Origin of the sequence: Massilia sp. CFBP9012 (assembly GCF_034045115.1) — a bacterium.
In the GTDB taxonomy this organism is placed as follows: Bacteria; Pseudomonadota; Gammaproteobacteria; order Burkholderiales; family Burkholderiaceae_D; genus Telluria.
Genome location: NZ_JAXCWM010000013.1, coordinates 184,796 through 208,136 on the forward strand (window position 1 = coordinate 184,796; position 23,341 = coordinate 208,136).

The window sequence follows — 23,341 nt, forward strand, 5'->3', positions numbered from 1 at the left end:
GGCGGGGTTCACACCGGGGTGCGACCATGTATCATCCCGATTTGCGCCACTAGCTTTTTATGCACAACGCATCGTTTTCGCGCGCCGCCGCTGCCGCGCGCCTCAATTGGCCGCTGCTGGCGGTCTCCTTCGCGATCCTGGCCTATGCCGTCATGTGCTGGCGCTGGGGCGGCACGGTCGAGGATTCCCAAGCTTATTACGATACCGCGCGCTACCTGCGCGGCGAGCTCGCGGCGAGCGAGCTGCGGGCGCCTTTCCCGTATCGCCTGCTGGTGCCGGCCACCGCGTCCGTCATGCCGGGAGACTTGCGTAACAGTTTCGCTTTCCTGAACTGGCTCCTGGTGATCGCCGGCGCCTGCTGCATGTCGGCCGTCGTCCTGCGCGCGGGACTGGGCCACAAGCGCGCCATCGCGGCCGGCCTGCTGATGATCGTGTCGCTGCCGACCTTCTGGTATGCGCCTTACCTGCTGGTCGATCCCGGCTCGATCTGCGCTCGCGCCGTCTTCGTGCTGGCGGTGCTGTCCGGCCAGCCCTGGCTGGCCGCCGTGGCCGGCCTGGTCGGCTCGGCGATCCGCGAAGAGAATGTCCTGCTGCTCGTGTGGCTGGTGGCGACGCGCCGCATCGCCGTGCTGCCGGGACTGGCGTTCCTGGCTGCCGCCGGCGGCTGGATGGTGCTGGTGCGCTGGTACATCATCACCGGCCTGCCCGGCTATACCTGGCAGCCCAACTTCGGGACGGTGCTGGCGGCGCTGCGCGACGTGCGTTCGCTGGCCTCGATCGCCGGGACGGCCTTCCTGGTGGTGCCGCTGGCGTTCGTCGGCTGGCGGTCGGCTCCGCCACAGCTACGTCCGCTGGCCGGCCTGCTGCTATTGATGGCCTTGCCCCAGCTGTATGCGGCGCTGAGCGTGCGCGTGGAAGGACGCCTGGTCTGGGGTCTGTATCCGTTCCTGGTGCCGTTCGCGGTGTGTGTCGGCCTGCGGGACAGGACCCGGCCTTAACGCACCAGCGCGAATGCGCCGGCCACGATGAGGACCATGCCGACGATCTTGCTGATGCCGAGCGGCTCGTTGAGCGCGGCCACGCCGATCGCGGCCACCGCCAGCATCGCGACGCCGGTCATCACCGGGTAGGCCAGGCTCATGTCCAGCTTTTGCAGGGCGACGGAATAGCATACGAAGCCGAGCGCATAGGTGGCGCCGGCGCCGCCGAGGAAGGCGAGCCGCACCAGGTTCCAGTCGACGCCGTGCTGGTTCGACAGTTTGATGAGGAAGGTGGCGGCCGCGCTGGCAAGCGCCGCCAGCGCGCACCAAAGGTAGCCGGTCATGGCTGGGGTCATGGAGTTTCTTCTATTGAGGTGGAAAGGGCAGGCCGCGATTGTACCGCCTGATCGGGCTCGACCGGAATCGCCAGCGTGACCCGGGTGCCAGCCGCGCCGCTGTCGATGCGCAGCCTGGCGCCGATCTGGGCGGCGCGCTCGCGCATGCCTTGCAGGCCGAAGTGGCCGGGCTTGTCCGCGGCGCGCCCGTCCGCTCCCGCGTCGCTGACGGTCAGCGTCAGGCCGCGCTGGCCGGGGTCGGCCTCGAGCCGGACCGGGCCGGGCGTGTGCCGCAGCGCGTTGACCAGCGCTTCGCGCACGATCGCATGCACGTCGCCGCGCAGGCGCACCGGCAGCCGTTCGACGGCGCCCGGCGGCGCCGACAGCGCGAGCCGCTTGCCGCCGCCCGGGACGATGAGCTCGACGTCGCGCAGCAAACCCTGCCAGAAGGCGTCGGCATCGGCAAAGCCCCGGCGCAGGCCCTGGACTTCGTCGCGGCCTTCTTCCAGCACCCGCTCGGCGTCTTCCATGACGCGCTCGAACTCGGCCCGCTCGCGACTGTCGGCCGGCAGCCGGGCGACCACGGAATGCATCCTGAGCAGCATGCCCTGCACGCTCTGCAGGAAGGTGTCGTGCAGCGAGCGGGCGATCGATTCGCGTTCCCGCAGCCGCGTCAGCAGCTCGTCCTCGATGCGCCGCGCCAGGCGGCGCGTGCGCCGGCGATAGGCCAAGGCGATCATGGACAGGAGCGCCAGCACGCAGGCGGCAAGGAACCACCAGGTCTGGTAATAGCGCGCCGGGATGTGCAATACCAGCGCCGTGGCCGGTCCGGCCACACCGCTCTCGTTGACGGCCATGACCTCGAAGGTATGCACCCCGGGCGGCAGGCGCTGGAAGAAGGCGCTGCGGCGCGCGCCCGCGTCCTCCCACTCCTTGCTGCCCGCGAGGCGGAAGTGGAAGCTCACTTTCTGCGGCATGCGCAGGCTGGGCGCCGTATAGTCGATCTGGACGGTCTCGGTGCCCTGGTCGAGCGTGACGTCGGCGTCGGCCGGATAACGACGCGCGCCGCTGGACAGGCCCAGCACCTCGACCTTCGGGGTGGCCGGATTGGGCGCGATCCGGCGCGGATCGATCCAGGCCAGGCCGCGCTCGCCGGCGAACCACAGCGTGCCGTCGCTGGCCATCGCGGCCGTGCGCGACTGCAGGCCCGACACGCCGCCGCCCAGGTAGCCGTCGGCGGCATCGAACAGCCGGCCGCGCAGCGCGATGCCGGGGTCGTTCATCGAGCGCGTCCAGTCTTCGGGCGTGACGCGGTAGATGCCGCGTTCGGTGTTGATCCAGCGTACGCCGGCGGTGTCGGTGACGATGCCGCTGGCCGCACCGATACCGTCCGGCAGGGCGGCGGCCAGGCGCCGGAAGCGCGCGCCTGCCAGGACCTGCATGCCGTCCTCGCCCGACACCAGCAGGGGCTGGCCCGGCACGATGAGGCTGAACTTGCCGATCTCCAGGCCGTCCGCGGCGCTGTACTCGCGCACCGCGCCATCGACGATGCGCAGGCGGTTGCCGGGCAGGCCAAGGTAGCTGCGGCCGGCGGCGTCGAAGGCCACCTGCTGCGGGTGGTCTTCCTTGAGCGGCGGCCGGGTCCAGGCGCCGTTGCGGTAATGCCAGGCGCCCATGCGTCCGGTCCAGAGCCAGATTTCGTCGTTGCCGGCCGTCAGGCGCCGGGGCCGGATGCTGTCGGCGGCCGCGCTGACCGCGGGCGGCAAAGGGATGCGCTCGACGCCCGTGCGGCCATGCCGCTCGATGCCGTGCCGGCCGCCGAGCACCAGCGTGCCGTCCGGTGCACGGTCGAGCACGTGGGTGGCGATGGGGTCGGGCAGGTCGCGAACCTTGCCATTCTCGATGCGCACCAGGCCAGCCGTATCGTCCAGCCGCTGGACCCGCGCCGCGACGATCCCGCCGTCCGGGTCCCGGGCCGGGTGGGAGACGCCGCGGTCGAGCAGTTCCGGCACCATGTGCACAGCGTGGTCGCGCAGCCGCTCCAGGCCCGAGGGCGTGCCGACCCAGATGCTGCCGTCGCCGTCTTCCATCAACGCCAGCACCGACAGGCTGGTCATCTGCCATGCCTGGTCGAGCCGCTCGGCGGCGCCGACCGGCGTGAAACGCGCGCCGCGCTGCCAGTCGGCCGGGCGCAGCACGCAAATGCCGACCGGGCAGTTGCCGGACCAGACGTTGCCATCGCGGTCGAACAGAGACTGGTAGGTGTTGGCGCTGCCAGGTTGAAAGGGAAGGCGACGCGGCGAGGGCGGCGCCACCTGCTCGAACTCTTTGCCGAGCACCAGCCATACGCTGCCATCCCGCGCCTCGAGCAGCATCGAATCGCCGCGCACCGGGCGCAGTCGATGAAACCGCGTTGCGCCGGCCTCGCGCAGGTAGAGCGCCGCGCCGTCGGTGGCCCAGACCCGGCCGGCGCCGTCGGCCAGCACGTATTCGGCGCGCGCGCCGTCATAGCCGAGTTCAGGGCCGATGCGCACGACGCGATCGCCCTCGACCCGGAACAGGCCGCGCCAGCCGGCGATCCAGGGTGCGCCATCGGCGCCGAGGGAGATGGCGAACACGCTGCCGCTCTGTTCGGGCGTGAGCAGGTGCCGGTAGCGCCCCTTGCGCAGTACGCTCAGGCCACCGCTGCCGTGGCCGATCCACAGTTCGCCGTCAGGGCCGGGCCGCAACGCGCTGATATTGTTATTCTGCAGGCGGCTGCCGTCGCCCGTTTCGAACGGCAGGAAGCGCAGGCCGTCGAAGCGCAGCAGGCCGGCATAGCGGCTGCCGACCCACAGCCAGCCGTCCTGGCTGCGCGCCAGCGCGTCGACATAGCGCGGCGCGCCTTCCAGCTCGCCCCAGCGCTCATGGCGATAGCCGTCCAGCGCGATGCTCGGGTCGAGGGCGAGGGCAGCCGGCGCCCAAGCGCACGATAGTACGAGAAGCATCGCGCGCAGCCATGCCCGGAATCGGTAAATGATACTCATTCCCGGATTGTTGCAGTTAAATCATTCCCGGTCCAGTCATCCGGACCGATCATCGCGACCGATTCAGGCGGCCTGTTCGCGCCATGCACCCGGATTCATGCCGCTCCATTCACGAAACGCGTGCGTGAACGCGCTCTGTTCCTGGAAGCCGAGCAGGAAGGCGATGTCGACCAGGCCCAGCTCGCGCCGGCGCAGGTAATCCTGGGCCAGGCCGAAGCGCACCGCATCGAGCTCCTGCTGGAAGCTCGAACCGGCGTCGGCCAGCTTGCGCTGCAGGGTACGCGTCGACAGTCCCAGCTCGGCCGCCACCGGCGCCAGCCGCGCCTCGCCGCTGGTCAGGCGCGGCAGCAGCGCGGCCCGCACGCGCGCCAAGATCGGGTCGACCCGGGCTGTGCGTTCTTCGAGCAGGCGCTCGGCGTGATGCAGCAAGAGCGGGTACAGGCTGGTATCGGCGTTCGGTACCGGCATCGCCAGCAGGGCGGCATCGACGGCGGCGCAGTTCAGTGGCGCGCCGAAGTCCGGCGCGATGCCCAGCACGCGCAGGTATTCGGCATCGCCGTGGCCCGGGTCGGCATGCCGGACGCGCAGCGCCAGCGGCATCAGGGGCCGCCCGGCCAGCCAGCTGCCGAACACGCGGATGCCCGCGAACACGCTTTCCACCAGGTGCCGGGTGGCGTCGGGATAGTGGCTGATCCATTCGTAATGGGCCTGGGCGCCGCCCTGCGCCAGGCTGCTGCGTCCCAGGTCGTGGGCCAGCGATTCGTAGCGCTGGGTCAGCTCCAGCGCATGGCCGAAGCTGCTGCAGGCCAGGAGCAGCATGCCGTAGGCGCTATAGGTGGCCGGGCGCGCCTTCTCGCCCACGTGCAGGCCGAAGAACGGGTCGTTCGCGAGGCGCGCGCCGGCTTCGAGCAGGCCGATGTAGCGTCGTGCGGGCAGGCTCTCGGGCAGCGGATCCAGCGACTCTGGGGGCAGGCCGGCGGCCGCGGCCAATGCAGGGAGGGTAAGGCCGCGCTCGAGGGCGGTTTCCAGCAGGGGCTGCAGATATGAACCGGTCACGCGCGCGTCCATGGGGGATGGTGGCGTGATTGAGCAAGGCTGTGTCATGAAAGCGCAATACGATTGGCGGGAGCGTCTTTAACGTGTTACCTGAGGTGATACCTGTAGTAATACTGAGCTGGCAAAAAGAACAACTTGCAGTATAACGGAAAGTCATTGATGCGGCGTTGGAACGGTTGGGGTGACGAGTCGATTACGGTGCAGCTCGAAGGCGAGGCCCGCGCCTTCCTCGGCGCACGGCTGGGCCGGGGCACGGCCCCGCAGGACGCGACCTTCGAACAAGCCTGCGCTGGCCTGCCGCCGGGCCGCCTGCCGTCCCATCCCCTGATCGACACCAGCAGCGCCACGCGCGCGCGCCACGCCCTCGGCCAGAGCCTGCCGGACTGGCTGCGCCTGCGCCACGGCCGCCTGGGCAATGTGCCCGACGGCGTGGCCTTTCCCGAGTCCGGCGCCCAGGTGCGCGAGCTGCTGGCCTTCGCGGCGCGCCACGATGCGGTGGTCATTCCCTACGGCGGCGGCACCAGCGTGGCCGGCCACCTCGATGTGGGCCACAGTTCCAACGGCGGCCTGCGCCCGAGCCTCTCCATCGACATGGGCCGCATGCGCGCCATGATCTCGCTCGACCGCGAGGCGCAGCTGGCCTGCTTCGGGGCCGGCGTGTCCGGCGCCGATCTCGAAGCCCAGCTGCGCGCCCACGGCTACACCCTCGGCCACTATCCGCAGTCGTTCGAATACTCCACGCTCGGCGGCTGGATCGCCACCCGCTCGTCGGGCCAGCAGTCGCTGCGCTACGGCCGCATCGAGCAGCTGTTCGCGGGCGGGCGCATCGAGACGCCGTCCGGCACCCTCGACATCCCGACCTTTCCGGCATCGAGCAGCGGCATCGACCTGCGCGAGATGGTGCTCGGTTCCGAGGGCCGCATGGGCGTGCTGACCCACGCCGCGGTACGCATCAACCGGCTGCCCGAGCACGAAGCCTTCCACGCGCTGTTCTTCCCCGACTGGGAACATGCGCTGCAGGCGGCGCGGACGCTGGCCCAGGCGCGCCTGGGATTGTCGATGCTGCGCCTGTCGAACGCCGGCGAGACGGTCACCATGCTGGCGCTGGCCGGCCACGCCCGCCAGGTGGGACTGCTGGAGCGCTACCTGGGCTGGCGCGGTTGCGGCCAGGCCAAATGCATGCTGCTGGTCGGCGCCAGCGGCGCCAGGGGCCAGGCGCGCGAGGCGCTGCGCGCGGCGGTGGCCCTGGCGCGGCGCCAGCGCGGCGTGCACGTCGGCCGCGCGCTGGGCGAACGCTGGCGCCGCAACCGCTTTCGCAGCGTCTACCTGCGCAATGCGGCCTGGGAGCAGGGCTATGCGATCGACACGGTCGAGACCGCGCTTGACTGGCCGCACGTGACGCCGGCGGTGACGGCGATCGAGCAGGCCGCGGCGGCTGCGCTGGAGGCGTTCGGCGAGCGCGTGCACGCCTACACCCACCTGTCGCACCTGTATCCGCAGGGCGCCAGCGTGTATTCGACCTTCGTCTACCGGCTGGCGGGCGACTACCAGGCCGACCTGGCGCGCTGGCGCCAGCTCAAGGACCGGGTCTCGAGCGCGATCGTCGGCTGCGGCGGCACCATCAGCCACCAGCACGGCGTGGGCGTCGACCACGCGCCGTGGCTGGCGGCCGAGAAGGGCGAGCTGGGACTCGGCGCCATGGGGGCGCTGTTCCGTCACTTCGACCCCGAATGCCGGATGAACCCGGGCAAGCTGGTCACGCCGTGAATCAAGTCCCTACCTCTCAAGCCGCTGCCTTCCCGCCGGGACGCGACTGGGACCTCTTGGTGATCGGCGGCGGCATCACCGGCGCCGGCATCCTGCTCGAAGCCGCGCGGCGCGGCCTCAAGACCCTGCTGGTCGAGCAGAAGGACTTTGCATGGGGCACCTCGAGCCGTTCGTCGAAACTGGTGCACGGCGGCCTGCGCTACCTGGCCTCCGGCAACCTGCGCCTGACGCGCGACGCCGTGCGCGAGCGCGAGTCGCTGCTGCGCGCCGCGCCCGGCCTGGTCGAGCCGCAGGGCTTCGCCTTCGCCGACCACGGCACCGACGTCAAGCGGCGGCTGGGCTTCCTGGCCATGCTGCGCGTGTACGACATGCTGGCCGGCCGCCGCGAGCCGCACTGGGAGCGCCCGGAATCGTTCCGCATGCTGGCACCGAATATTGCAGAAGCCAACCTCGCCGGCGGCATCCGCTACACCGACGCCAAGACCGACGATGCGCGCCTGGTGCTGCGCGTGATCGACGAAGCGCGCGCCCATGGCGCGGTCGCCTGCAACTACGTGACCGTGCAGTCGCTGGTGCGCGACGGCGGCAAGGTGCATGGCGCCATGCTGCGCGACGAACGCAGCAAGGCCGAGACGGCGGTGCGCGCGCGGGTGGTGATCAACGCCACCGGCGCCTGGTCCGATTTGCTCGGCGGCGCGGCAGGCGGCGCGGCAGGCAGCGATAAGCCCAATCGCGCGCCTCGCCTGCGGCCGCTGCGCGGCAGCCACCTCGTGCTGCCGGCCTGGCGCCTGCCGCTGGCGCAGGCGGTCAGCCTGCTGCACCCGGCCGACAGCCGCCCCGTATTCGCCTTCCCGTGGGAGGGCGTGACCCTGGTCGGCACCACCGACGTCGACCACGAGGAAGGGGTGAACACCGAGGCGCGCATCACGCGCCATGAATTCGACTACCTGATGGCGGCGCTGCACGCCCAGTTCCCGCATCTCGGGCTGAGCGACGTCGACGTCGTCGCCACCTTCGCCGGCGTGCGGCCGGTGATCGACAGCGGCCAGCACGGCGCGCCATCGTCCGAGAAGCGCGACCACTTCGTGTGGTCGGAACCGGGCCTGGTCTCGGTGGCCGGCGGCAAGCTGACCACCTTCCGCTCGATCGCCCTCGACGTGCTGCGCCACGTGTCGCAGCAGCTGCCCGGCTGGCAGCTGCGTCCGGAGCGCGGGCCGGTGTTCGCGCGGGTGGCGGTGCCGGCGCGCCATGACCTGCCGTCCGGCGTGCTGCGCCGGCTGTCCGGACGCTATGGCGCCCAGGCCAAGCCGCTGCTGCTCGCGGCGCGCAACGGCGAGCTGGAATGCATCCCGGGTACGCAGACGCTGTGGGCCGAGCTGCGCTGGGCCGCACGTTCCGAGCAGGTCTTCCAGCTGGACGACCTGCTGCTGCGCCGCACCCGGCTCGGCATCCAGCTGCCTAACGGCGGCCTCGACCAGATGCCGCGCATCCGCACCATGTGCCAGCCGGAGCTTGGCTGGGACGATGCGCGCTGGGAAGCGCAGGAGCGGCGCTACCTGGCCGAGTGGCGCAAGCAGTACGGCGTTCCATCCGCCTGACCGTGCAGGCGCCGCTGCTGCTGGCCATCGACAACGGCACGCAGAGCGTGCGCGCCTTGCTGTTCGACTTGCAGGGCGAACTCGTGGCCAGGTCGCAGGTGGCGCTGGACGCCTACCGTTCGCCGCAGCCGGGCTGGCACGAACACGACGTCGACGCCTACTGGCAGGCGCTGTGCCAGGCCTGCCGCCAGCTATGGACCCAGCCCGGCGCCGAGCGCGCCCGCCTGGCCGGCGTCGCCGTCACGGCCCAGCGCGGCACCGTGGTCAACCTGGACCACGAAGGGCGGCCGCTGCGGCCGGCGATCACCTGGCTCGACCAGCGCCGCACTGAAGACGTCCCGCCGATTGGCCCCCTGTGGCGCGCGGCCTTTCGGGTGGCGGGCGTGGCCGGCACGATGCGGCACCTGGCCGGCGAGGCCGAGATCAACTGGATCCGCGCCCACCAGCCCGACGTCTGGGAGGCCACCGACAAGTTCCTGCTGCTGTCGGGCTACCTGAACTGGCGCCTTGGCGGCCGCTTCATCGATTCGAGCGGCTCGCAGGTGGCCTATATTCCCTTCGACTACCGGCGCCGGCGCTGGGCCGGACCGCGCGCCTGGCAATGGCAGGCACTTGCCGTTAAGCCTTCCATGCTGCCCGAGCTGGCGCCTCCCGGCGCGCGCCTGGGCAGCGTCACCGCGCAGGCGGCGCTCGATACCGGCATCCCGGAGGGCTTGCCGCTGCTGGCGGCCGCCGCCGACAAGGCCTGCGAGGTGATCGGCGCCGGCTGCTGCGCGCCGCACGTGGCGTGCCTGAGCTACGGCACCACGGCCACCATCAACATCACCTCGCAGCGCTACATCGAGGCGGTGCGCTTCGTGCCGCCATACCCGAGCGCGCTGCCGGATGCCTACAGCATCGAGCAGCAGGTATATCGCGGCTACTGGATGGTCAACTGGTTCAAGGAGCAGTTCGGCCACCACGAGCAATCGCGCGCGCTGCTGGAAGAAGTGGCGCCGGAACGGCTGTTCGACGAGCTGGCCAGCAGCGTGCCGCCGGGGTCGATGGGGCTGATGCTGCAGCCCTACTGGACCCCTGGCATCCGGCTGCCGGGGCGCGAAGCCAAGGGCGCGATCGTCGGATTCGGCGACGTCCATACCCGCGCCCACGTGTACCGCGCCATCCTGGAAGGGCTGGCGTATGCGCTGCGCGAAGGCAAGGAGCGGATCGAGCGGCGCGGCGGCGTGCGCATCACCGAACTGCGGGTGTCGGGCGGCGGCTCGCAGAGCGACGCGGCGATGCAGCTCACGGCCGATATCTTCGGCCTGCCGACGGCGCGGCCGCATGTGTATGAAACGTCGGGGCTGGGAGCAGCGATCGATGCCGCCGTGGGGCTTGGGCTGTATACGGATTTTGCCAGTGCGGTCGCGGGCATGACGCGGGTAGGGAAGGTGTTCGAGCCGATTCCCGCCAATCGGGCGGTCTACGAGCGGCTGTACAAGGACGTGTATTTGCGGATGTACCGGCGGCTGCAGCCGATGTATCGCGACATTGCACGCATTACGGGCTATCCGCGCGGCGCCTGATGCTGCGTCGCTGGCAAGCCAGGCAGTGGCAGATCGAGATGCGCAGCGGTTCGCCGGACACTTGCGCCATCAGTGCGCCATCCCGCCCCGCACCTGCTCCCACGCCGCCCCCGCCTGCGCCGTCACCACCTGATTACGCCCACGCGCCTTGGCCTCGTACATTGCGCGGTCGGCCGAGATGAAGAACGAACGGATATCGTCGAACAGGGTCGGCACGATGCACGCCACGCCCACGCTGATCGTCACCACGCCGGGGCCCTCGGAGCGCGGATTCGGAATGGCCAGGCGTTCGATGTGGGCGCGGATCGTTTCGCCCAGCCGCGCCGCCGCGCTGGCGCCGGTATCGGCCAGCAGCACGACGAATTCCTCGCCGCCATAGCGCGCGGCGAGGTCGGTCGGGCGCATCGCGTGCGATTGCAGCGCTTCGGCGATGGCCTGCAGGCAGGCGTCGCCGGCGGCGTGGCCCAGGCTGTCGTTGTAGCCCTTGAAATGGTCGACGTCGAGCACGATCAGCGACAGCGGCTGGCCGCTGCGGATGGCGCGCTGCCATTCCTTGTCCAGGAAGGCGTCGAAATGGCGACGGTTGGCGATGCGCGTCAGCGGGTCGACCAGGGCGGCGCGCTGCAGCGCCGTCTCGGACTGCTTGTGGTGGGTGATGTCGTGCAGCAGGGCGACGAACAGCGCCTCGCCGCCCGCCATCGGCGACAGGCTCAGGTCCATCGCGCGCATGGTGCCGTCCGACTGGCGCACCAGCACCTCGCGCGTGCCGCGGCAGCGCGCGGTCGCCTCGGCATCGAGCGGCTGGGCGAAGTAGTCGGCGTAGTCGTAGGCGGCGGGCGGCTCGACCAGGTCGGCCAGCAGCTCGCCTTCCAGCACTTCCTTGGGCTGGGACAGGAAGCGTTCGCAGGCCGGGTTGGCATACACCACGCGGCCTTCGCAATCGACCAGCATCAGGCCCTCGTCCATGCCGTCGACGATCAGCTGCAGGCGCTCGGCCTGCTGCTTCTGGCTTTCGCTGCTGCTGCGCAGGCGCAGCTGGGCGCGCACGCGGGCGCACACTTCGGCCATGCGCACCGGCTTGGCGATGTAGTCGGCGGCGCCGGTATCGAAGCCGGCGACGATGTCCTCGGTCTCGCCGCAGGCACTGACGAAGATGACGGGAATGTGGGCCGTATCGGGCTGGCGCTTCAGGCGGCGGCAGATTTCCAGGCCGTCGAGGTCGGGCAGGATGACGTCGAGCAGGATCAGGTCGGGCTGGACGCGGGCGGCGATGTCGAGCGCGCGCTTGCCGGAACTGGCGACGAAGGTCTGGTAGCCCTGCTGGCGCATCATGTCCTGCAGCAGCCCGAGGCTGTCGGGAGCGTCGTCGACGATCAGAATCGCGGATTGGCGCGCCGGTGCGGCGAGCGCTAGGGCAGGATGCATCATCGGTGGCGGATTGACCTCATCAGTGACGAGAAATCATACTCTTTTACACGCAGATTTTGGACAGTTAACCTTGCCTAAAATCCACAAGACGATGCAATTGTTGCACTATCGCAACTGACCCGCCATTGGCCCGGCGTAACGCCGCAAATGATACCGGTATCGACTGACAGTCGATGAAGGAAAGGGGCCGCATTTGCGGCCCCCTTGGACATTACAGCATGCCGGCGATCAGCTTGCCGAGGACCGCGATGCCTTCGCGGATGCGCTCGGGCGGCACGGTCACGAACGACAGGCGCAGCGTGTTGGTGGCAGGATTGTTGGCGTAGAACGGCGCGCCCGGCACGAAGGCGACGCGCGCGGCCAGCGATTGTTCCAGCAGCTTCATGGCGTCGACCTGTTGCGGCAGGGTGACCCAGATGAACATGCCGCCTTCCGGCTTGGTCCAGCTCACGCCGGCCGGGAAGTGTTCCTGCATCGCGTCCAGCATCACCTGGCACTGGTCGCCGTACAGCTGGCGGATGGTCGGGATGTGCTGGTCGAGGAAGCCGTCCTTGACGACTTCGTGCACCACCATCTGGGTCAGCTGGGCGGTGTGCAGGTCGGCCGCCTGCTTGGCCAGCTCGAGGCGGCGCACCAGCGGCAGCGGGGCGCAGACATAGCCCAGGCGGATGCCCGGGGTCAGCACCTTCGAGAACGAACCCATGTAGATGACGCCGTCCGGGTTCATGGTCACCATCTTCGGGCTTGGCGCGCCCTTGTAGCTCAGCGAGCCGTAGGGGTCGTCCTCGATCAGCGGCACGCCCAGGCGGGCGCAGGTTTCCACCAGTTCCTGGCGGCGCTCGACCGACAGCGAGCGGCCGGTCGGGTTCTGGAAGTTCGGCAGTGCGTACAGCATGCGCGCGCCTTGCGCGATGCCTTCCAGCGACGACGGCACCAGGCCGTGCTCGTCGGTGTCGACCGACTTGAATTCCGGACGGTAGACCGAGAACGCCTGCAGCGCGCCCAGGTAGCTCGGGGTCTCGACCAGCACACGGCTGCCTTCGTCGATCAGTACCTTGCCCAGCAGGTCGAGCGCCTGCTGCGAACCCGAGGTCATGAGGATCTGTTCCGGCAGGATCGTCGAACCCTCCGTCGACAGCGAACCGGCAATCCACTCGCGCAGCGGCGCGTAGCCATCGGTCGGGCCATATTGCAGCGCGACTTTACCGTTGTCGGTCAGGACCTTGTCGTAAGCGGCCTTCATGCGCTCGACCGGGAAGGTGGCTGGCGACGGCAGGCCACCGGCGAACGAGATGATCTCCGGACGCTGGGTGATCTTCAGGATCTCGCGGATGAACGAGCTCTGCAGCTGCTGGGCGCGTTCCGAGAACTGCCACTGGATGGGATTGGGGTTTTCGATTTTCATACTGGTCTCACAGGAAGGTGCACGGTCGTGCCGGGCCATTATATAAAACACGCCGGGTAGGCGGCTTCTGTCGGCGAATGGAGCCGGGTAAGCCCCACCCGAGGGCACAACATTAATGGAATTGCAGACGAATTAACGCCGGTAGTTGCCGCCCGATTGGCTGTTTTATGCCACTTCGACGATCATTTCGATCTCGACGCAGGTGCCGCGCGGCAGCGACGCAACGCCAAAGGCCGAGCGCGCGTGCTTGCCGGCGTCGCCGAACACTTCGCCGATCAGTTCCGAGGCGCCATTGGTGACCAGGTGCTGTTCGTTGTAATCCGGGGTCGACGCGACCAGGCTCATCAGCTTGACGATGCGCTTGACGCGGCTCAGGTCGCCACCCACGGCTTCCTGCAGGGTGCCGATCAGGTCGATCGCGACCGAGCGCGCGGCGGCCTGGGCCTCAAGCGTGGTCTTGTCGCGTCCAACGATGCCGGCGTTGATGCTGCCATCTTTGTTCTTGGCGATATGGCCGGAGATGAACACCAGGTTGCCAGTCTGCACGTACATGACGTAGGCCGCGGCCGGGGTGGCCGGTGCTTCCAGGGTGATGTTCAGTTCTTTGAGTTTGTCGTAGACGGACATATTGTTTCCCAATGGTGCGTGAATGAAGCCGGTATTGTACGTCGAGCGGCGGCCATGCACATCGAATGGATCGGTCAGCCAGGCCGGCGCCGCACCTGCAGCCGCCGTCCGGCGAACACGACGCCGATGACGGCCAGCGCGAACAGGCTGTTGTGCAGGGTCAGCGATTCGCCCAGCAGCACGGCCGCGCCCAGCAGGCTCAGGAAGGGCTGCAGCAGCTGCACCTGGCCGACTCGGGCGATCCCGCCCAGGGCCATGCCGCGGTACCAGAAAAAGAAGCCGACGAACATCGAGAACACCGTCATATAGGCCAGCCCCGCCCAGGCCGCGGCGCCGACGCCGGCGAACGCGTCCAGCCGCGGGACGTAGTGCCAGGCCAGCCACGGCGCCACCAGCGGGAGCGCCAGCAGCAGCGCCCACGAAATTGTCTCCGGACCGCCCAGGGTGCGCGCCAGCTTGCCGCCCTCGGCATAGCCGACGGCGCCGGCCGCCACGGCCAGGAACATCAGCAGGTCGGCCAGGTGCAGCGCGCCGCCGCCCTGGGACAAGGCAAACGCGATCACCAGCGCCGCGCCGAGCACGGCCATCAGCCAGAAGGCGGCGGACGGCCGCTCGTCGCCGCGCATGGCGCTGTACAGCGCCGTCATCAGCGGCAGCAGGCCGGCCAGCACGGCGCCGTGCGAGGCCGGCACCCAGCGCAGGGCCATCGAGCTCAGGAGCGGAAAGCCGATCACCACGCCCAGCGCCACCAGGACCAGCGGCGCCAGCGCGGCGCGCGGCGGTAGGGGAGCGCGCCGCCATCCGAGCCACAGGCCCGCCAGCAGCGCCGCGCCGAGCGCGCGCCCGAAGGCGATGAACAGCGGATCGAGTTCAGCCACCGCCATGCGGGTGAAAGGCAAGGTCAGACTGAACATCGCCACGCCCACCAGGCCGAGGAGCATGCCGCGCGCTTCATCGTGGCTGGCGGTCTGGATGGGGCGGGCGAGGGTGGTCATCGGGTGTCCTTGATCGGGCTTGCGGCAACGGGGTAGTGGGTCTATCCTAGCCGCAAGGACCAATACAGTCCCAGTACACTTGAAGCGATAATTTGCCGACTGTGGTGGTGAAATGACCGATACACTCTCCTTTGCACTGGCGCGCGATTCCGGCGCGCCGCTGGCCGACCAGATCGTGAGCGCGGTCGTGGCGCGCGTCGACGAGCGCCTGCTGCGCCCCGGCGCGCGCATGCCATCGATCCGGCGCTTCGCCGCCAGCCACGGGGTGTCGCCGTTCACTGTCGTGGCCAGCTACGACCGGCTGGTGGCGCAGGGTTACCTGGAGTCGCGGCGCGGCGCCGGCTTCTTCGTGCGTGAGCGCCAGGCCCAAGCGCGCGGCTTGCCAATGGCGCAGCCGGCGCCGGTCCCGGCCGAGCTCGACATCGCCTGGCTGGTGCGCAGCATGTTCCGCCAGGCCCCGCTCGGGCTGGCGCCGGGCTCCGGCGTGCTGCCGGCCGACTGGCTCGACGGCCCGGCGGTCGCCAATGCGCTGCGCGCGCTCAGCCGCCAGAACTGCGACGGCCTGCTCAGCTACGGTTCGCCGCACGGCTTCCTGCCGCTGCGCCAGCAGCTGCAATTGACGCTGGCCGAGCTCGAGATCGAGGCGGGGCCCGAGCAGCTGGTGACCACGCTCGGCGTGACCCAGGCGCTGGACCTGGTGGCGCGCGCGTTCTGCCAGCCGGGCGACACGGTGCTGGTCGACGATCCGGCCTGGTTCCTGATGTTCGGTTCGTTCGCGGCGATGGGCCTGAAGGTGGTCGGCGTGCCGCGCCTGGCCGACGGTCCCGACCTCGCGCGGCTCGAGGAACTCGCCGCCCTGCATCGGCCGCGCCTGTTCGTCATCAACTCGGTGCTGCACAATCCCAGCTCGACCTCGGTGTCTGCGGCCAAGGCCTTCCAGGTGCTGCGCCTGGCCGAGCAGCACGACTTCCTGGTGGTCGAGGACGATATCTATTGCGGCCTGCACCCGGGCGGCGCCACCCGCCTGGCCGCGCTGGATGGCCTGCGGCGGGTGATCTACCTGGGCGGCTTCTCGAAATCGATGGCGGCCAACCTGCGGGTTGGCTTCATCGCCACCTCGCGCGAACGGGCCGCGCTGCTGGCCGACCGCAAGATGCTGGCCACGCTCAGCACCAGCGACATCGGCGAGCGGGTGGTCTATAAAATCCTGGCCGAAGGCCACCACCGCAAGCACCTCGACCGCGTGCGCGGCCGCCTGGATGCGGCGCGGCCGGGCGCACTGCGCCGGCTCGAGGCGCTCGGGATGCGGGTCGACCCGGCGCCGGCGGCCGGCATGTTCCTGTGGGTCGATGCCGGTACGGACACCAACGCGCTGACGGCGCGCGCCATGCAGCAGGACTTGCTGCTGGCGCCGGGCAGCCTGTTCTCGCCCAGCCAGCAGCCGTCGACCCGGATGCGGCTGAACCTGGCGGCGCTGCAGGATCCGGGCGTGTGGCGCTTCCTGGAAGCGCAGGCCGGCTGAATCAGCCGTCCTGCTGGCCCGGGCAGCCGGTCGCCATCATCTTGTTCATGCCTTCCATGATCTGCTCCGGCGTCAGGTCCTGCTTATGGGTGGCGATCGACCAGCGGTGGCCGAAGGGGTCGACCACCTGGCCATAGCGGTCGCCCCAGAACATGTCGGACAGCGGCATCACCGGCTTGGCGCCGGCGTCCAGCGCCTTGGCCCACACGGCGTCGGCGTCTTCCACGTACAGGTGGATGACCACGGGCGTGCCTTTCAGGGCCAGCGGCCCCAGGCTGCCGAATTCGGGAAAGTCCTGCGCCAGCATGATGGGCGAATCGCCGATGCGCAGCTCGGCATGCATGATCTTGCCATCCGGCCCGGGCAGCCGGGCGATCTCGACGGCGCCGAAGGCTTTCTTGTAGAACGCGATTGCCTCACTCGCCTGTTCGCAGACCAGGTGCGGAGTCACGGTTCGGTAGCCTTCGGGGATGGGACGCACTGCCTGGTTCATGGTGTTCTCCTGTGTGATGTTGAATGGGTGCTGCACCCGTTACGACGAACGGGATGGGCAGGATTCGACATGTCGGGTCAATAAAAGTGCCTATTTCTTTGAAGTAGCGTCTTACTTGTCAAAAAGACCTCTTGAAATCGCGAATGCCATCCTTATATGCCTCCGAGTCTGACCAACCCCCCTAAGTTTTTAACGAGGAACAAGATGGCGAACGCCGAAAAAGAAACCCTTGGCTTCCAGGCAGAAGTAAAACAGCTGCTGCAGCTGATGATCCACTCCCTGTATTCGAACAAGGAGATCTTCCTGCGCGAACTGATCTCGAACGCGTCCGACGCGGCCGACAAGCTGCGCTTCGAGGCGATCAACAACGACGCCCTGTACGGCAACGACCATGAACTCAAGATCAAGGTCTCGTTCGACAAGGATGCGAAAACCATCACGATCTCGGACAACGGCATCGGCATGAGCCGCGACGAGGTCATCTCGCACCTGGGCACCATCGCCAAGTCGGGCACCAAGGAATTCTTCAGCAAGCTGTCGGGCGACCAGCAGCAGGATGCGGCCCTGATCGGCCAGTTCGGCGTGGGCTTCTATTCGGGCTTCATCGTGGCCGAGAAGATCGTCGTCAATACCCGCCGCGCCGGCGCCTTCGCCGAACAGGGCGTGCGCTGGGAATCGCGCGGCGAGGGCGAGTACTCGATCGAGCAGATCGAAAAGACCGGCCGCGGCACCGAGGTGGTGCTGCACCTGCGCGAAGGCGAGGAAGAACTGCTGTCGTCGTGGAAGCTCAAGTCGATCATCCGCAAGTACTCCGACCACATCTCGCTGCCGATCGTGATGCAGAAGGAAGAGTGGGACGAAGAGAAGAAGGAAACCGTCGTCAAGGACGAACTCGAGACCGTGAACCAGGCCAGCGCGCTGTGGGCACGCTCCAAGAACGACATCACCGAAGAGCAGTACAACGAGTTCTACAAGCACGTTTCGCACGACTTCCAGGAACCGCTGACCTATACCCACAACCGGGTGGAAGGCCGCAGCGAATACACCCAGCTGCTGTACGTGCCGGCGCACGCGCCGTTCGACCTGTGGGACCGCAACAAGCGCGGCGGTATCAAGCTGTACGTCAAGCGCGTGTTCATCATGGACGACGCCGAGCAGCTGATGCCGACCTACCTGCGCTTCATTAAAGGCGTGATCGATTCGAGCGACCTGCCGCTGAACGTCTCGCGCGAGATCCTGCAAGAGTCGCGCGACGTGCGCGTGATCCGCGAAGGCTCGACCAAGCGCGTGCTGGGAATGCTCGAAGAAATGGCGAATTCCGACGAGCAGGCCGGCAAGGACAAGTACACGACCTTCTGGAAGGAATTCGGCCAGGTACTCAAGGAAGGCGTCGGCGAGGATGCGACCAACAAGGACCGCATCGCCAAGCTGCTGCGCTTTGCCTCGACCTTTGATGACTCGGGCGAGCAGACCGTGTCGTTCGCCGACTACGTGGGCCGCCTGAAGGAAGGCCAGGACAAGATCTATTACGTCACCGCCGATAACTATCAGGCAGCGAAGAACAGCCCGCACCTCGAGATCTTCCGCAAGAAGGGCGTCGAGGTGATCCTGATGACCGACCGCGTCGACGAGTGGATGCTGTCATTCTTCAGCGAGTTCGAAGGCAAGGAACTGGTGTCGGTCGCCAAGGGCGGCCTGGACCTGGGCGCGCTGGAAGACGAGGCCGAGAAGCAGGAACACGCCGAGACCGAAGCTGGCTACAAAGAGCTGGTCGAGAGCATGAAGGGCGCGCTGGGCGAGAAGGCCAAGGACGTGCGCGTGACCTTCCGCCTGACCGACTCGCCGGCCTGCCTGGTGGCGGACGAAAACGAGTTGTCGGGCAATCTGCTGCGCATGCTCAAGGCCGCCGGCCAGGACGCGCCTGAGTCGAAGCCGATCCTCGAGATTAACCCGAACCACCCGCTGGTGCAGCGCCTGAAGTACGAGGAAGCGAGCGGCGCCCGCTTCGCCGACTGGTCGCACATCCTGTTTGACCAGGCGATGCTGGCCGAAGGCGGCAGTCTGCTTGACCCGGCCTCGTTCGTGAAGCGCCTGAACGAAATGCTGCTTGCGGGCGGCAAGTAAGTCCGCAGCGCTTTTCTTCAGTCAGCCCCTGAACGTCGTCCCCGCGAAGGCGGGGACCCAAGTTTGCAAGCGTCTCGATAACGCAAGCAGTACTTGGGTCCCCGCCTGCGCGGGGACGACGTTTTTACGCTAACCGCACAGCTAAGCGAACCTCAGTGCCAGCGCCATCACACAGCTCCCCGCCGCCAGCAGTCCGGCCACGCGCGCCACACGCGCCGCGTTCAACCTTTCGTGCGACAGCAAGCCGATCGCGATCCACACCGCCGCAGTCACGCAGGCGATCCACGGCACGAAACCAACCCCATGCCTGCGCAGCGCCGCACAGCATAACAAGGACACCAGCAAGGCCAGCGCGCCGAGCGCCTGCAGGCACCAGCGCAGGCGTGGCCCGCGACTGATTTTGCCAGCCTCTTGCCAGTGACGTTCGGTCGCCAGGCCAAGCGCCAGGAAGCCGCCGACCGCCGCGGCAAAGGCGGCCATGCCCAACAGCGCGGCGGCCAGGACTTGCGCCGTCATGCGCGGCTTTCTTCAGGTAGGTAAGGAGTAGGCAAGGAAGCGACGAATGAAAATGAGAATTATTCCCATTTTCGTGTATTTGACCGAATGGTGCAATACGTTGCGCCGTCAGGACCTACGCCGCGTTGCAAGCCAGCACAGCACAGATCCAGCACACACCATAGCCGCGCCTTGCCAGAACGAGAACGACAGCGGCGTATCGAGCACCAGCGCCGCCAGCGCAGCCGAGAACACGGGAATGAAATAGGAGGCGCCGGCCAGCACCGTGACGTTGCCATGCAAGATGCCGACGTTCCACGCCGCGTAGCCAAAGCCCATGGCGGCGGCGGCGAGCAGCAGGTGGATGACCGACTGGGTGTCGAAGCGCATCGGCGCGCCTCCCACGACCAGGTACTTGATCCACAGCGCCAGCGCGGTGAGCATGAAGAACAGGGTGACGCCATTGCTGCCCTTGGCGATCCTGGCGGTGACGGTGCAGTAACTGGCCCAGATCAGGGTGCCGACGAAGGCCAGGCCATAGCTGAGCGGGTTGTCGCGCACATTGGCCGCCATCGCCTGTGGATCGAACCCGCCGTCGCCGCCCAGCACCCAGCATACGCCGCCGATCGCCAGCGCCAGGCCGGGGACAATCAGCCAGCTCGTTCTCTGGCCGTTGAAGACGATGGCGAACGCCATCGTGAACGCCGGCCACAGGTAGTTCACCATGCCGACCTCGATGGCCTGGCGGTTGGTATTGCCGTAGCCGATCGACAGCGCCAGGCACATCTCGTAGGCGACGAACAGCAGGCTGCCCCATATCAGGTAGGCGCGCGGAAAAGCGCGCACCTTGCTGGGGCCGACGGTCAGCAACAGCAGGATCGAGGCCACCGTATAGATCATCGCCGCGCCGCCCGTCGCCCCGAGGCTGGCGCTCACGCTGCGAATCAGGCCGACGATCGAACTCCATAACAGGATGGCGAGCAGGCCGATCAGTGTGGCCCGCGTGGTCTTGCTGGTACTGTGCATGCTTACGTCATAAATGGCGAATCTCGGCCGGTGGCGTGTTCCAGTTGTCGTTGCGGCCATCGATATGGCGCACCGGCGCGGCCAGCAAGTCGGCTACCGGCAGGTCGTCCAGGCTGGACACCGTAACGGCGACGAAGGGACCGCTGCGCGGCGCATCGCCGGTCGAGAACACATTGATGCCGCACTCGCCGCAAAAACAATGGCCATCGCGCCGGCTATGGAAACGGTATCCGCGCAAGGCGTCCTGGCCCTGCAGCAGGCGGAAGGCGGCTGGTGCAATCTGCACGGCCCAGAACCGCATCTTGCTGCAGATCGAGCAGTTGCACTTGACGGTGCCGAGGGCCAGGTCGATGTCGGCCTCGTAGCGCACCGCGCCGCAGTGGCAGCTGCCGTGGAAGGTCTTCATGCCTGGCCGCGCGCCTGCCATTCGGCACGGCCGATCTCGTACACCAGCGTCGGGCGGCCATGCCAGACTTCCTGGCCGCGATATCGCATGCCGAGTTTTTCCATGATGCGGGCCGAGCGCAGGTTGCCGGGGTCGCAGATCGCGCACAGCAGCGGCGCCTGCAGCTCCTCGAAGGCGAAGCGCGCCATGCGTTCGGCGGCCTCGATGGCGTAGCCGCGTCCCCAGCGGTCGGAGCGCAGGCGCCAGCCGATTTCGTGCGGGTTGGCAGGGTCTTGCGCCAGGTGCTGGATGCAGCCGGCGCCGACCAGTTCGCCCGTGTCCTGCTCGATGAAATTCCACCACGAGTAGCCGATCGTCTCCCAGCGCCCCTTGACCCGGGCGATGACGGCGCGGGTTTCCTCGGGTGTCTCGGCCTGGCCGCTAATGAATCGCATGACCTCGGGATCGCCGTTCAGCAGGCGCATCCCCTCATAGTGTTCGTCGGACACCGGCTCGAAGCGCAGCCGCGCGCTGTGCAGGATGGTCATGCGCTCGAGACCTCGTCGCAGAACTGCTCCAGCAGGCGCAGGCCTTCGGGCCAGTCGCCGTGGCCCGAATCGGAATTGAGGTGGCCGGCGTCCCCGATCTCGACCAGGCGGCTGCCCCAGGCGCCGGCGAAGGCGCCGGTGCGGTCGGGGCTGGCGAAAGGATCGTTGGCGCTGCCCACCACCACGCTGGGGAAGGGCAGCTGCTGCAGCGGGATCGGCGCCCAGCAATTGAGGTCGGCCGGATAGGACGCCGCTTCGACGTCGCTTGGCGCGACCAGGAAGGCGCCGGCCACCTTGAGCGGGGAGCCGGACAGCGCCCAGTGCGCGACCAGCATGCAGCCCAGGCTGTGCGCCACCAGGATCGGCGCGCCCTGGCAGTCGGCGATGGCGGCGTCCAGCTCGGCCACCCATTCGTCGCAATGGGGATTGGTCCAGTCGCGGTGCGCGGCGCGGCGCCAGTGCGGGTTGCGCTCATGCCAGAGCGATTGCCAGTGGCGCGGGCCGGAATTCCACAGGCCGGGCAGGATCAGGACATCACACTTCATCTTGCTTCTCCTTGATTGGGGCAGCGGGGGCTGCGCAGGCGGGAGCCAGGCGGGCAGGGCGCCATACCACCGCCGCCAGGCGCGCGAGCAGGCGTCGGAACACGTCCCTGCGCTGTTCGGTCAGGATGCCGAGGACGGCGGTCGCGACGGCGACGGCCAGGCAGAGGGCCAGCAGGTCCCTCATGCTGCCGGGGTCGTGCGGATACAGCGCGGGCCAGGCGATCAGCACCAGCGCGTGCGACAGGTAGAGCGTCAGCGTATACGAGGCCAGCAGCCGGATCGGCGCCGCCACGCGCAGCAGGGCCTCGAAGCGGGAGAAGCGCGCGCAGGCGAAATTCAGGCAGACGATCAGGCCGAACACGTAGTCGGACAGGAAGCGGTCGGCGTTCCCCAGCACGAAGGCTTGCCCTAGCCAGGATGCGCGGCCGGCGGCGCGCAGGGTTTCCTCGACCCCGCTGGCTTCGTAGAGCACCAGCAGGGCCAGGCTGGCGATCCACCCGAGGCGCGCCAGACCGCATGTCAGCGTGTGGCGTGCCTGCCAGTGGTAGAGCGCGACCCCGGCCAGCCAGACCGGCAGCAGTAGCCACAGCTTGACACCCATGACGGCCAGCACCAGGCCCAGGGCCGGAAGCCGCCACGGGCCGCGCACGTAGCAGGCGACGCCGAACAGCACGTAATACCAGACCTCGTAGTTGAGCGACCACCAGGGGCCGAGCCAGGGCGGGACTTCGGCCAGCGACCACAGGTCGCCCAGGAACATCAGGTGGAAGGGGATGTAGAGCCAGGGCTTGGCCAGCTGGTAGTGCATGTCCATGCCGGTCATCAGGTGGCCGCGCACCAGGCTGGCGCAGGCGAAGGCCAGCAGCAGCACCGGCAGCGCCACCGAATAGATGCGGGCGGCGCGCGCCAAGGCGTAGTCGCGCGCGCTCGGGCGGCGTTGTTCGGTGGTATAGGCGATCACGAAGCCCGACAGCACGAAGAAGGCCATCACGGCCTCGCGCCCGAACATGGTCAGGAGGTCGGCGCCGGGCGTTTCCACCAGCCCGAACTGGCGCACGTGCATCGCCACGACCGCCAGCGCCGCCAGGAAGCGGACCAGGTCGAGGTAGACCGAGAACGGCTGGTCGAGTGGGGAGGGGGCGGCGCGCATGGCGTTTATATTAATGCAAAACGGGCCGATGGCGACGCCAGCCGGGCCGGCGCTACCTGCACCTTCGTCCCGCGGCCCTGGCACGTCATTCCCGCGCAGGCGGGAATCCAGGGCCTTTGCTTTGTGGCTCGGTCGAGCTGAGGCGGGGTGCATGCATACCTGGGTTCCCGCCTGCGCGCTACGCTGAGCCTACATCTTTAACATATATTTGGCGTATGCTGAATCATTGAAGTGTGGACTCAGCGGAGGTCGCCATGACTTCTCTCGAACT

20 protein-coding genes are annotated in these 23,341 nt (G+C 68.3%); 6 read left to right on the forward strand and 14 right to left on the reverse strand.

The genetic code is table 11. From position 1 onward, the window contains the following. Window positions 1-59: 59 nt before the first annotated feature. The gene (locus SOM61_RS21155; RefSeq protein ID WP_320475905.1) at window positions 60-998 is read left to right on the forward strand and encodes a hypothetical protein; all 939 of its coding nucleotides are present in this window, start codon (window positions 60-62) and stop codon (window positions 996-998) included. On the opposite strand, the gene SOM61_RS21160 is transcribed toward SOM61_RS21155, so the two are convergent. The 3 genes from SOM61_RS21160 to SOM61_RS21170 all read right to left on the reverse strand — a co-directional run bounded on the left by SOM61_RS21160 (window position 995) and on the right by SOM61_RS21170 (window position 5,445). Then, on the reverse strand, window positions 995-1,336 hold the full coding sequence (locus tag SOM61_RS21160) for a DMT family transporter (RefSeq protein ID WP_320475906.1): 342 nt from the start codon (window positions 1,334-1,336) through the stop codon (window positions 995-997). The two genes, SOM61_RS21155 and SOM61_RS21160, sit on opposite strands and share 4 nt — an antisense overlap. After that, window positions 1,333-4,302, reverse strand: a complete 2,970-nt coding sequence (locus tag SOM61_RS21165) for a sensor histidine kinase (RefSeq protein WP_320475907.1) — start codon at window positions 4,300-4,302, stop codon at window positions 1,333-1,335. The genes SOM61_RS21160 and SOM61_RS21165 overlap by 4 nt, the downstream gene beginning before the upstream one ends. Window positions 4,303-4,404: 102 nt before the next feature. Continuing rightward, window positions 4,405-5,445 (reverse strand): AraC family transcriptional regulator, encoded by a 1,041-nt coding sequence (locus SOM61_RS21170; protein ID WP_320475908.1) that lies wholly within the window; start codon window positions 5,443-5,445, stop codon window positions 4,405-4,407. A 111-nt stretch (window positions 5,446-5,556) separates the two neighbouring features. Between SOM61_RS21170 and SOM61_RS21175 the strand changes: the two genes are divergently transcribed. Genes SOM61_RS21175 through SOM61_RS21185 form a run of 3 tightly spaced genes read left to right on the forward strand, consistent with a single transcriptional unit; the run spans window position 5,557 to window position 10,327 of the window. After that, window positions 5,557-7,164 (forward strand): FAD-binding oxidoreductase, encoded by a 1,608-nt coding sequence (locus SOM61_RS21175; RefSeq protein WP_320475909.1) that lies wholly within the window; start codon window positions 5,557-5,559, stop codon window positions 7,162-7,164. Further along, window positions 7,161-8,762, forward strand: a complete 1,602-nt coding sequence (locus tag SOM61_RS21180) for a glycerol-3-phosphate dehydrogenase/oxidase (protein ID WP_320475910.1) — start codon at window positions 7,161-7,163, stop codon at window positions 8,760-8,762. Before SOM61_RS21175 ends, SOM61_RS21180 begins: the two co-directional genes overlap by 4 nt. A 2-nt stretch (window positions 8,763-8,764) precedes the next feature. Further along, window positions 8,765-10,327, forward strand: coding sequence for an FGGY-family carbohydrate kinase (locus tag SOM61_RS21185; protein WP_414675054.1), 1,563 nt, complete (start codon window positions 8,765-8,767; stop codon window positions 10,325-10,327). 69 nt (window positions 10,328-10,396) lie between these two features. Here SOM61_RS21185 and SOM61_RS21190 read toward each other — a convergent pair whose 3' ends face one another. From SOM61_RS21190 to SOM61_RS21205, 4 genes are all read right to left on the reverse strand, one after another. Continuing rightward, a complete protein-coding gene (locus SOM61_RS21190; protein WP_320475912.1) occupies window positions 10,397-11,755 on the reverse strand; it encodes a diguanylate cyclase in 1,359 nt (452 codons plus the stop codon). A 211-nt stretch (window positions 11,756-11,966) separates the two neighbouring features. Beyond that, entirely contained in the window at window positions 11,967-13,160 is a 1,194-nt protein-coding gene (locus SOM61_RS21195; protein ID WP_320475913.1) for an aminotransferase-like domain-containing protein, read from the reverse strand. A 165-nt stretch (window positions 13,161-13,325) separates the two neighbouring features. Next, the gene (locus SOM61_RS21200) at window positions 13,326-13,787 is read right to left on the reverse strand and encodes a RidA family protein (protein WP_320475914.1); all 462 of its coding nucleotides are present in this window, start codon (window positions 13,785-13,787) and stop codon (window positions 13,326-13,328) included. A gap of 74 nt (window positions 13,788-13,861) precedes the next feature. Further along, window positions 13,862-14,782: a DMT family transporter gene (locus SOM61_RS21205; protein ID WP_320475915.1), complete on the reverse strand. Its 921-nt coding sequence runs from the start codon at window positions 14,780-14,782 to the stop codon at window positions 13,862-13,864. Between the two features lie 112 nt (window positions 14,783-14,894). On the opposite strand from SOM61_RS21205, the gene SOM61_RS21210 reads away from it, so the two are divergent. Then, on the forward strand, window positions 14,895-16,304 hold the full coding sequence (locus tag SOM61_RS21210) for an aminotransferase-like domain-containing protein (RefSeq protein ID WP_320475916.1): 1,410 nt from the start codon (window positions 14,895-14,897) through the stop codon (window positions 16,302-16,304). A 1-nt stretch (window position 16,305) separates the two neighbouring features. Here SOM61_RS21210 and SOM61_RS21215 read toward each other — a convergent pair whose 3' ends face one another. Beyond that, entirely contained in the window at window positions 16,306-16,797 is a 492-nt protein-coding gene (locus SOM61_RS21215) for a VOC family protein (RefSeq protein WP_320475917.1), read from the reverse strand. 204 nt (window positions 16,798-17,001) lie between these two features. On the opposite strand from SOM61_RS21215, the gene htpG reads away from it, so the two are divergent. Next, complete coding sequence (htpG, locus tag SOM61_RS21220) at window positions 17,002-18,921, forward strand: molecular chaperone HtpG (protein WP_320475918.1); 1,920 nt, start codon at window positions 17,002-17,004, stop codon at window positions 18,919-18,921. A 141-nt stretch (window positions 18,922-19,062) separates the two neighbouring features. Here the strand turns inward: htpG and SOM61_RS21225 are convergent, their stop codons facing one another. The 6 genes from SOM61_RS21225 to SOM61_RS21250 form a co-directional block, all read right to left on the reverse strand. Further along, window positions 19,063-19,437: a DUF3325 family protein gene (locus tag SOM61_RS21225; protein WP_320475919.1), complete on the reverse strand. Its 375-nt coding sequence runs from the start codon at window positions 19,435-19,437 to the stop codon at window positions 19,063-19,065. A 108-nt stretch (window positions 19,438-19,545) separates the two neighbouring features. Then, complete coding sequence (gene yddG, locus SOM61_RS21230; protein ID WP_320475920.1) at window positions 19,546-20,442, reverse strand: aromatic amino acid DMT transporter YddG; 897 nt, start codon at window positions 20,440-20,442, stop codon at window positions 19,546-19,548. Window positions 20,443-20,449: 7 nt separating this feature from the next. Beyond that, window positions 20,450-20,848: a GFA family protein gene (locus SOM61_RS21235; RefSeq protein WP_320475921.1), complete on the reverse strand. Its 399-nt coding sequence runs from the start codon at window positions 20,846-20,848 to the stop codon at window positions 20,450-20,452. Beyond that, window positions 20,845-21,375, reverse strand: a complete 531-nt coding sequence (locus tag SOM61_RS21240) for a GNAT family N-acetyltransferase (RefSeq protein ID WP_320475922.1) — start codon at window positions 21,373-21,375, stop codon at window positions 20,845-20,847. Before SOM61_RS21240 ends, SOM61_RS21235 begins: the two co-directional genes overlap by 4 nt. Then, entirely contained in the window at window positions 21,372-21,920 is a 549-nt protein-coding gene (locus tag SOM61_RS21245) for an RBBP9/YdeN family alpha/beta hydrolase (protein ID WP_320475923.1), read from the reverse strand. Before SOM61_RS21245 ends, SOM61_RS21240 begins: the two co-directional genes overlap by 4 nt. Then, the gene (locus SOM61_RS21250) at window positions 21,910-23,070 is read right to left on the reverse strand and encodes an acyltransferase family protein (RefSeq protein ID WP_320475924.1); all 1,161 of its coding nucleotides are present in this window, start codon (window positions 23,068-23,070) and stop codon (window positions 21,910-21,912) included. Before SOM61_RS21250 ends, SOM61_RS21245 begins: the two co-directional genes overlap by 11 nt. Window positions 23,071-23,341 lie beyond the last annotated feature (271 nt).

What these genes read in the sequence shown, in the direction of transcription:
- SOM61_RS21155 (WP_320475905.1), top strand. Translation starts at nt 60, where the DNA reads ATGCACAACGCATCGTTTTCGCGCGCCGCCGCTGCCGCGCGCCTCAAT.
- SOM61_RS21160 (WP_320475906.1), bottom strand. Translation starts at nt 1,336, where the DNA reads ATGACCCCAGCCATGACCGGCTACCTTTGGTGCGCGCTGGCGGCGCTT.
- SOM61_RS21165 (WP_320475907.1), bottom strand. Translation starts at nt 4,302, where the DNA reads ATGCTTCTCGTACTATCGTGCGCTTGGGCGCCGGCTGCCCTCGCCCTC.
- SOM61_RS21170 (WP_320475908.1), bottom strand. Translation starts at nt 5,445, where the DNA reads ATGACACAGCCTTGCTCAATCACGCCACCATCCCCCATGGACGCGCGC.
- SOM61_RS21175 (WP_320475909.1), top strand. Translation starts at nt 5,557, where the DNA reads ATGCGGCGTTGGAACGGTTGGGGTGACGAGTCGATTACGGTGCAGCTC.
- SOM61_RS21190 (WP_320475912.1), bottom strand. Translation starts at nt 11,755, where the DNA reads ATGATGCATCCTGCCCTAGCGCTCGCCGCACCGGCGCGCCAATCCGCG.
- SOM61_RS21195 (WP_320475913.1), bottom strand. Translation starts at nt 13,160, where the DNA reads ATGAAAATCGAAAACCCCAATCCCATCCAGTGGCAGTTCTCGGAACGC.
- SOM61_RS21200 (WP_320475914.1), bottom strand. Translation starts at nt 13,787, where the DNA reads ATGTCCGTCTACGACAAACTCAAAGAACTGAACATCACCCTGGAAGCA.
- SOM61_RS21205 (WP_320475915.1), bottom strand. Translation starts at nt 14,782, where the DNA reads ATGACCACCCTCGCCCGCCCCATCCAGACCGCCAGCCACGATGAAGCG.
- SOM61_RS21210 (WP_320475916.1), top strand. Translation starts at nt 14,895, where the DNA reads ATGACCGATACACTCTCCTTTGCACTGGCGCGCGATTCCGGCGCGCCG.
- SOM61_RS21215 (WP_320475917.1), bottom strand. Translation starts at nt 16,797, where the DNA reads ATGAACCAGGCAGTGCGTCCCATCCCCGAAGGCTACCGAACCGTGACT.
- htpG (WP_320475918.1), top strand. Translation starts at nt 17,002, where the DNA reads ATGGCGAACGCCGAAAAAGAAACCCTTGGCTTCCAGGCAGAAGTAAAA.
- SOM61_RS21225 (WP_320475919.1), bottom strand. Translation starts at nt 19,437, where the DNA reads ATGACGGCGCAAGTCCTGGCCGCCGCGCTGTTGGGCATGGCCGCCTTT.
- yddG (WP_320475920.1), bottom strand. Translation starts at nt 20,442, where the DNA reads ATGCACAGTACCAGCAAGACCACGCGGGCCACACTGATCGGCCTGCTC.
- SOM61_RS21235 (WP_320475921.1), bottom strand. Translation starts at nt 20,848, where the DNA reads ATGAAGACCTTCCACGGCAGCTGCCACTGCGGCGCGGTGCGCTACGAG.
- SOM61_RS21240 (WP_320475922.1), bottom strand. Translation starts at nt 21,375, where the DNA reads ATGACCATCCTGCACAGCGCGCGGCTGCGCTTCGAGCCGGTGTCCGAC.
- SOM61_RS21245 (WP_320475923.1), bottom strand. Translation starts at nt 21,920, where the DNA reads ATGAAGTGTGATGTCCTGATCCTGCCCGGCCTGTGGAATTCCGGCCCG.
- SOM61_RS21250 (WP_320475924.1), bottom strand. Translation starts at nt 23,070, where the DNA reads ATGCGCGCCGCCCCCTCCCCACTCGACCAGCCGTTCTCGGTCTACCTC.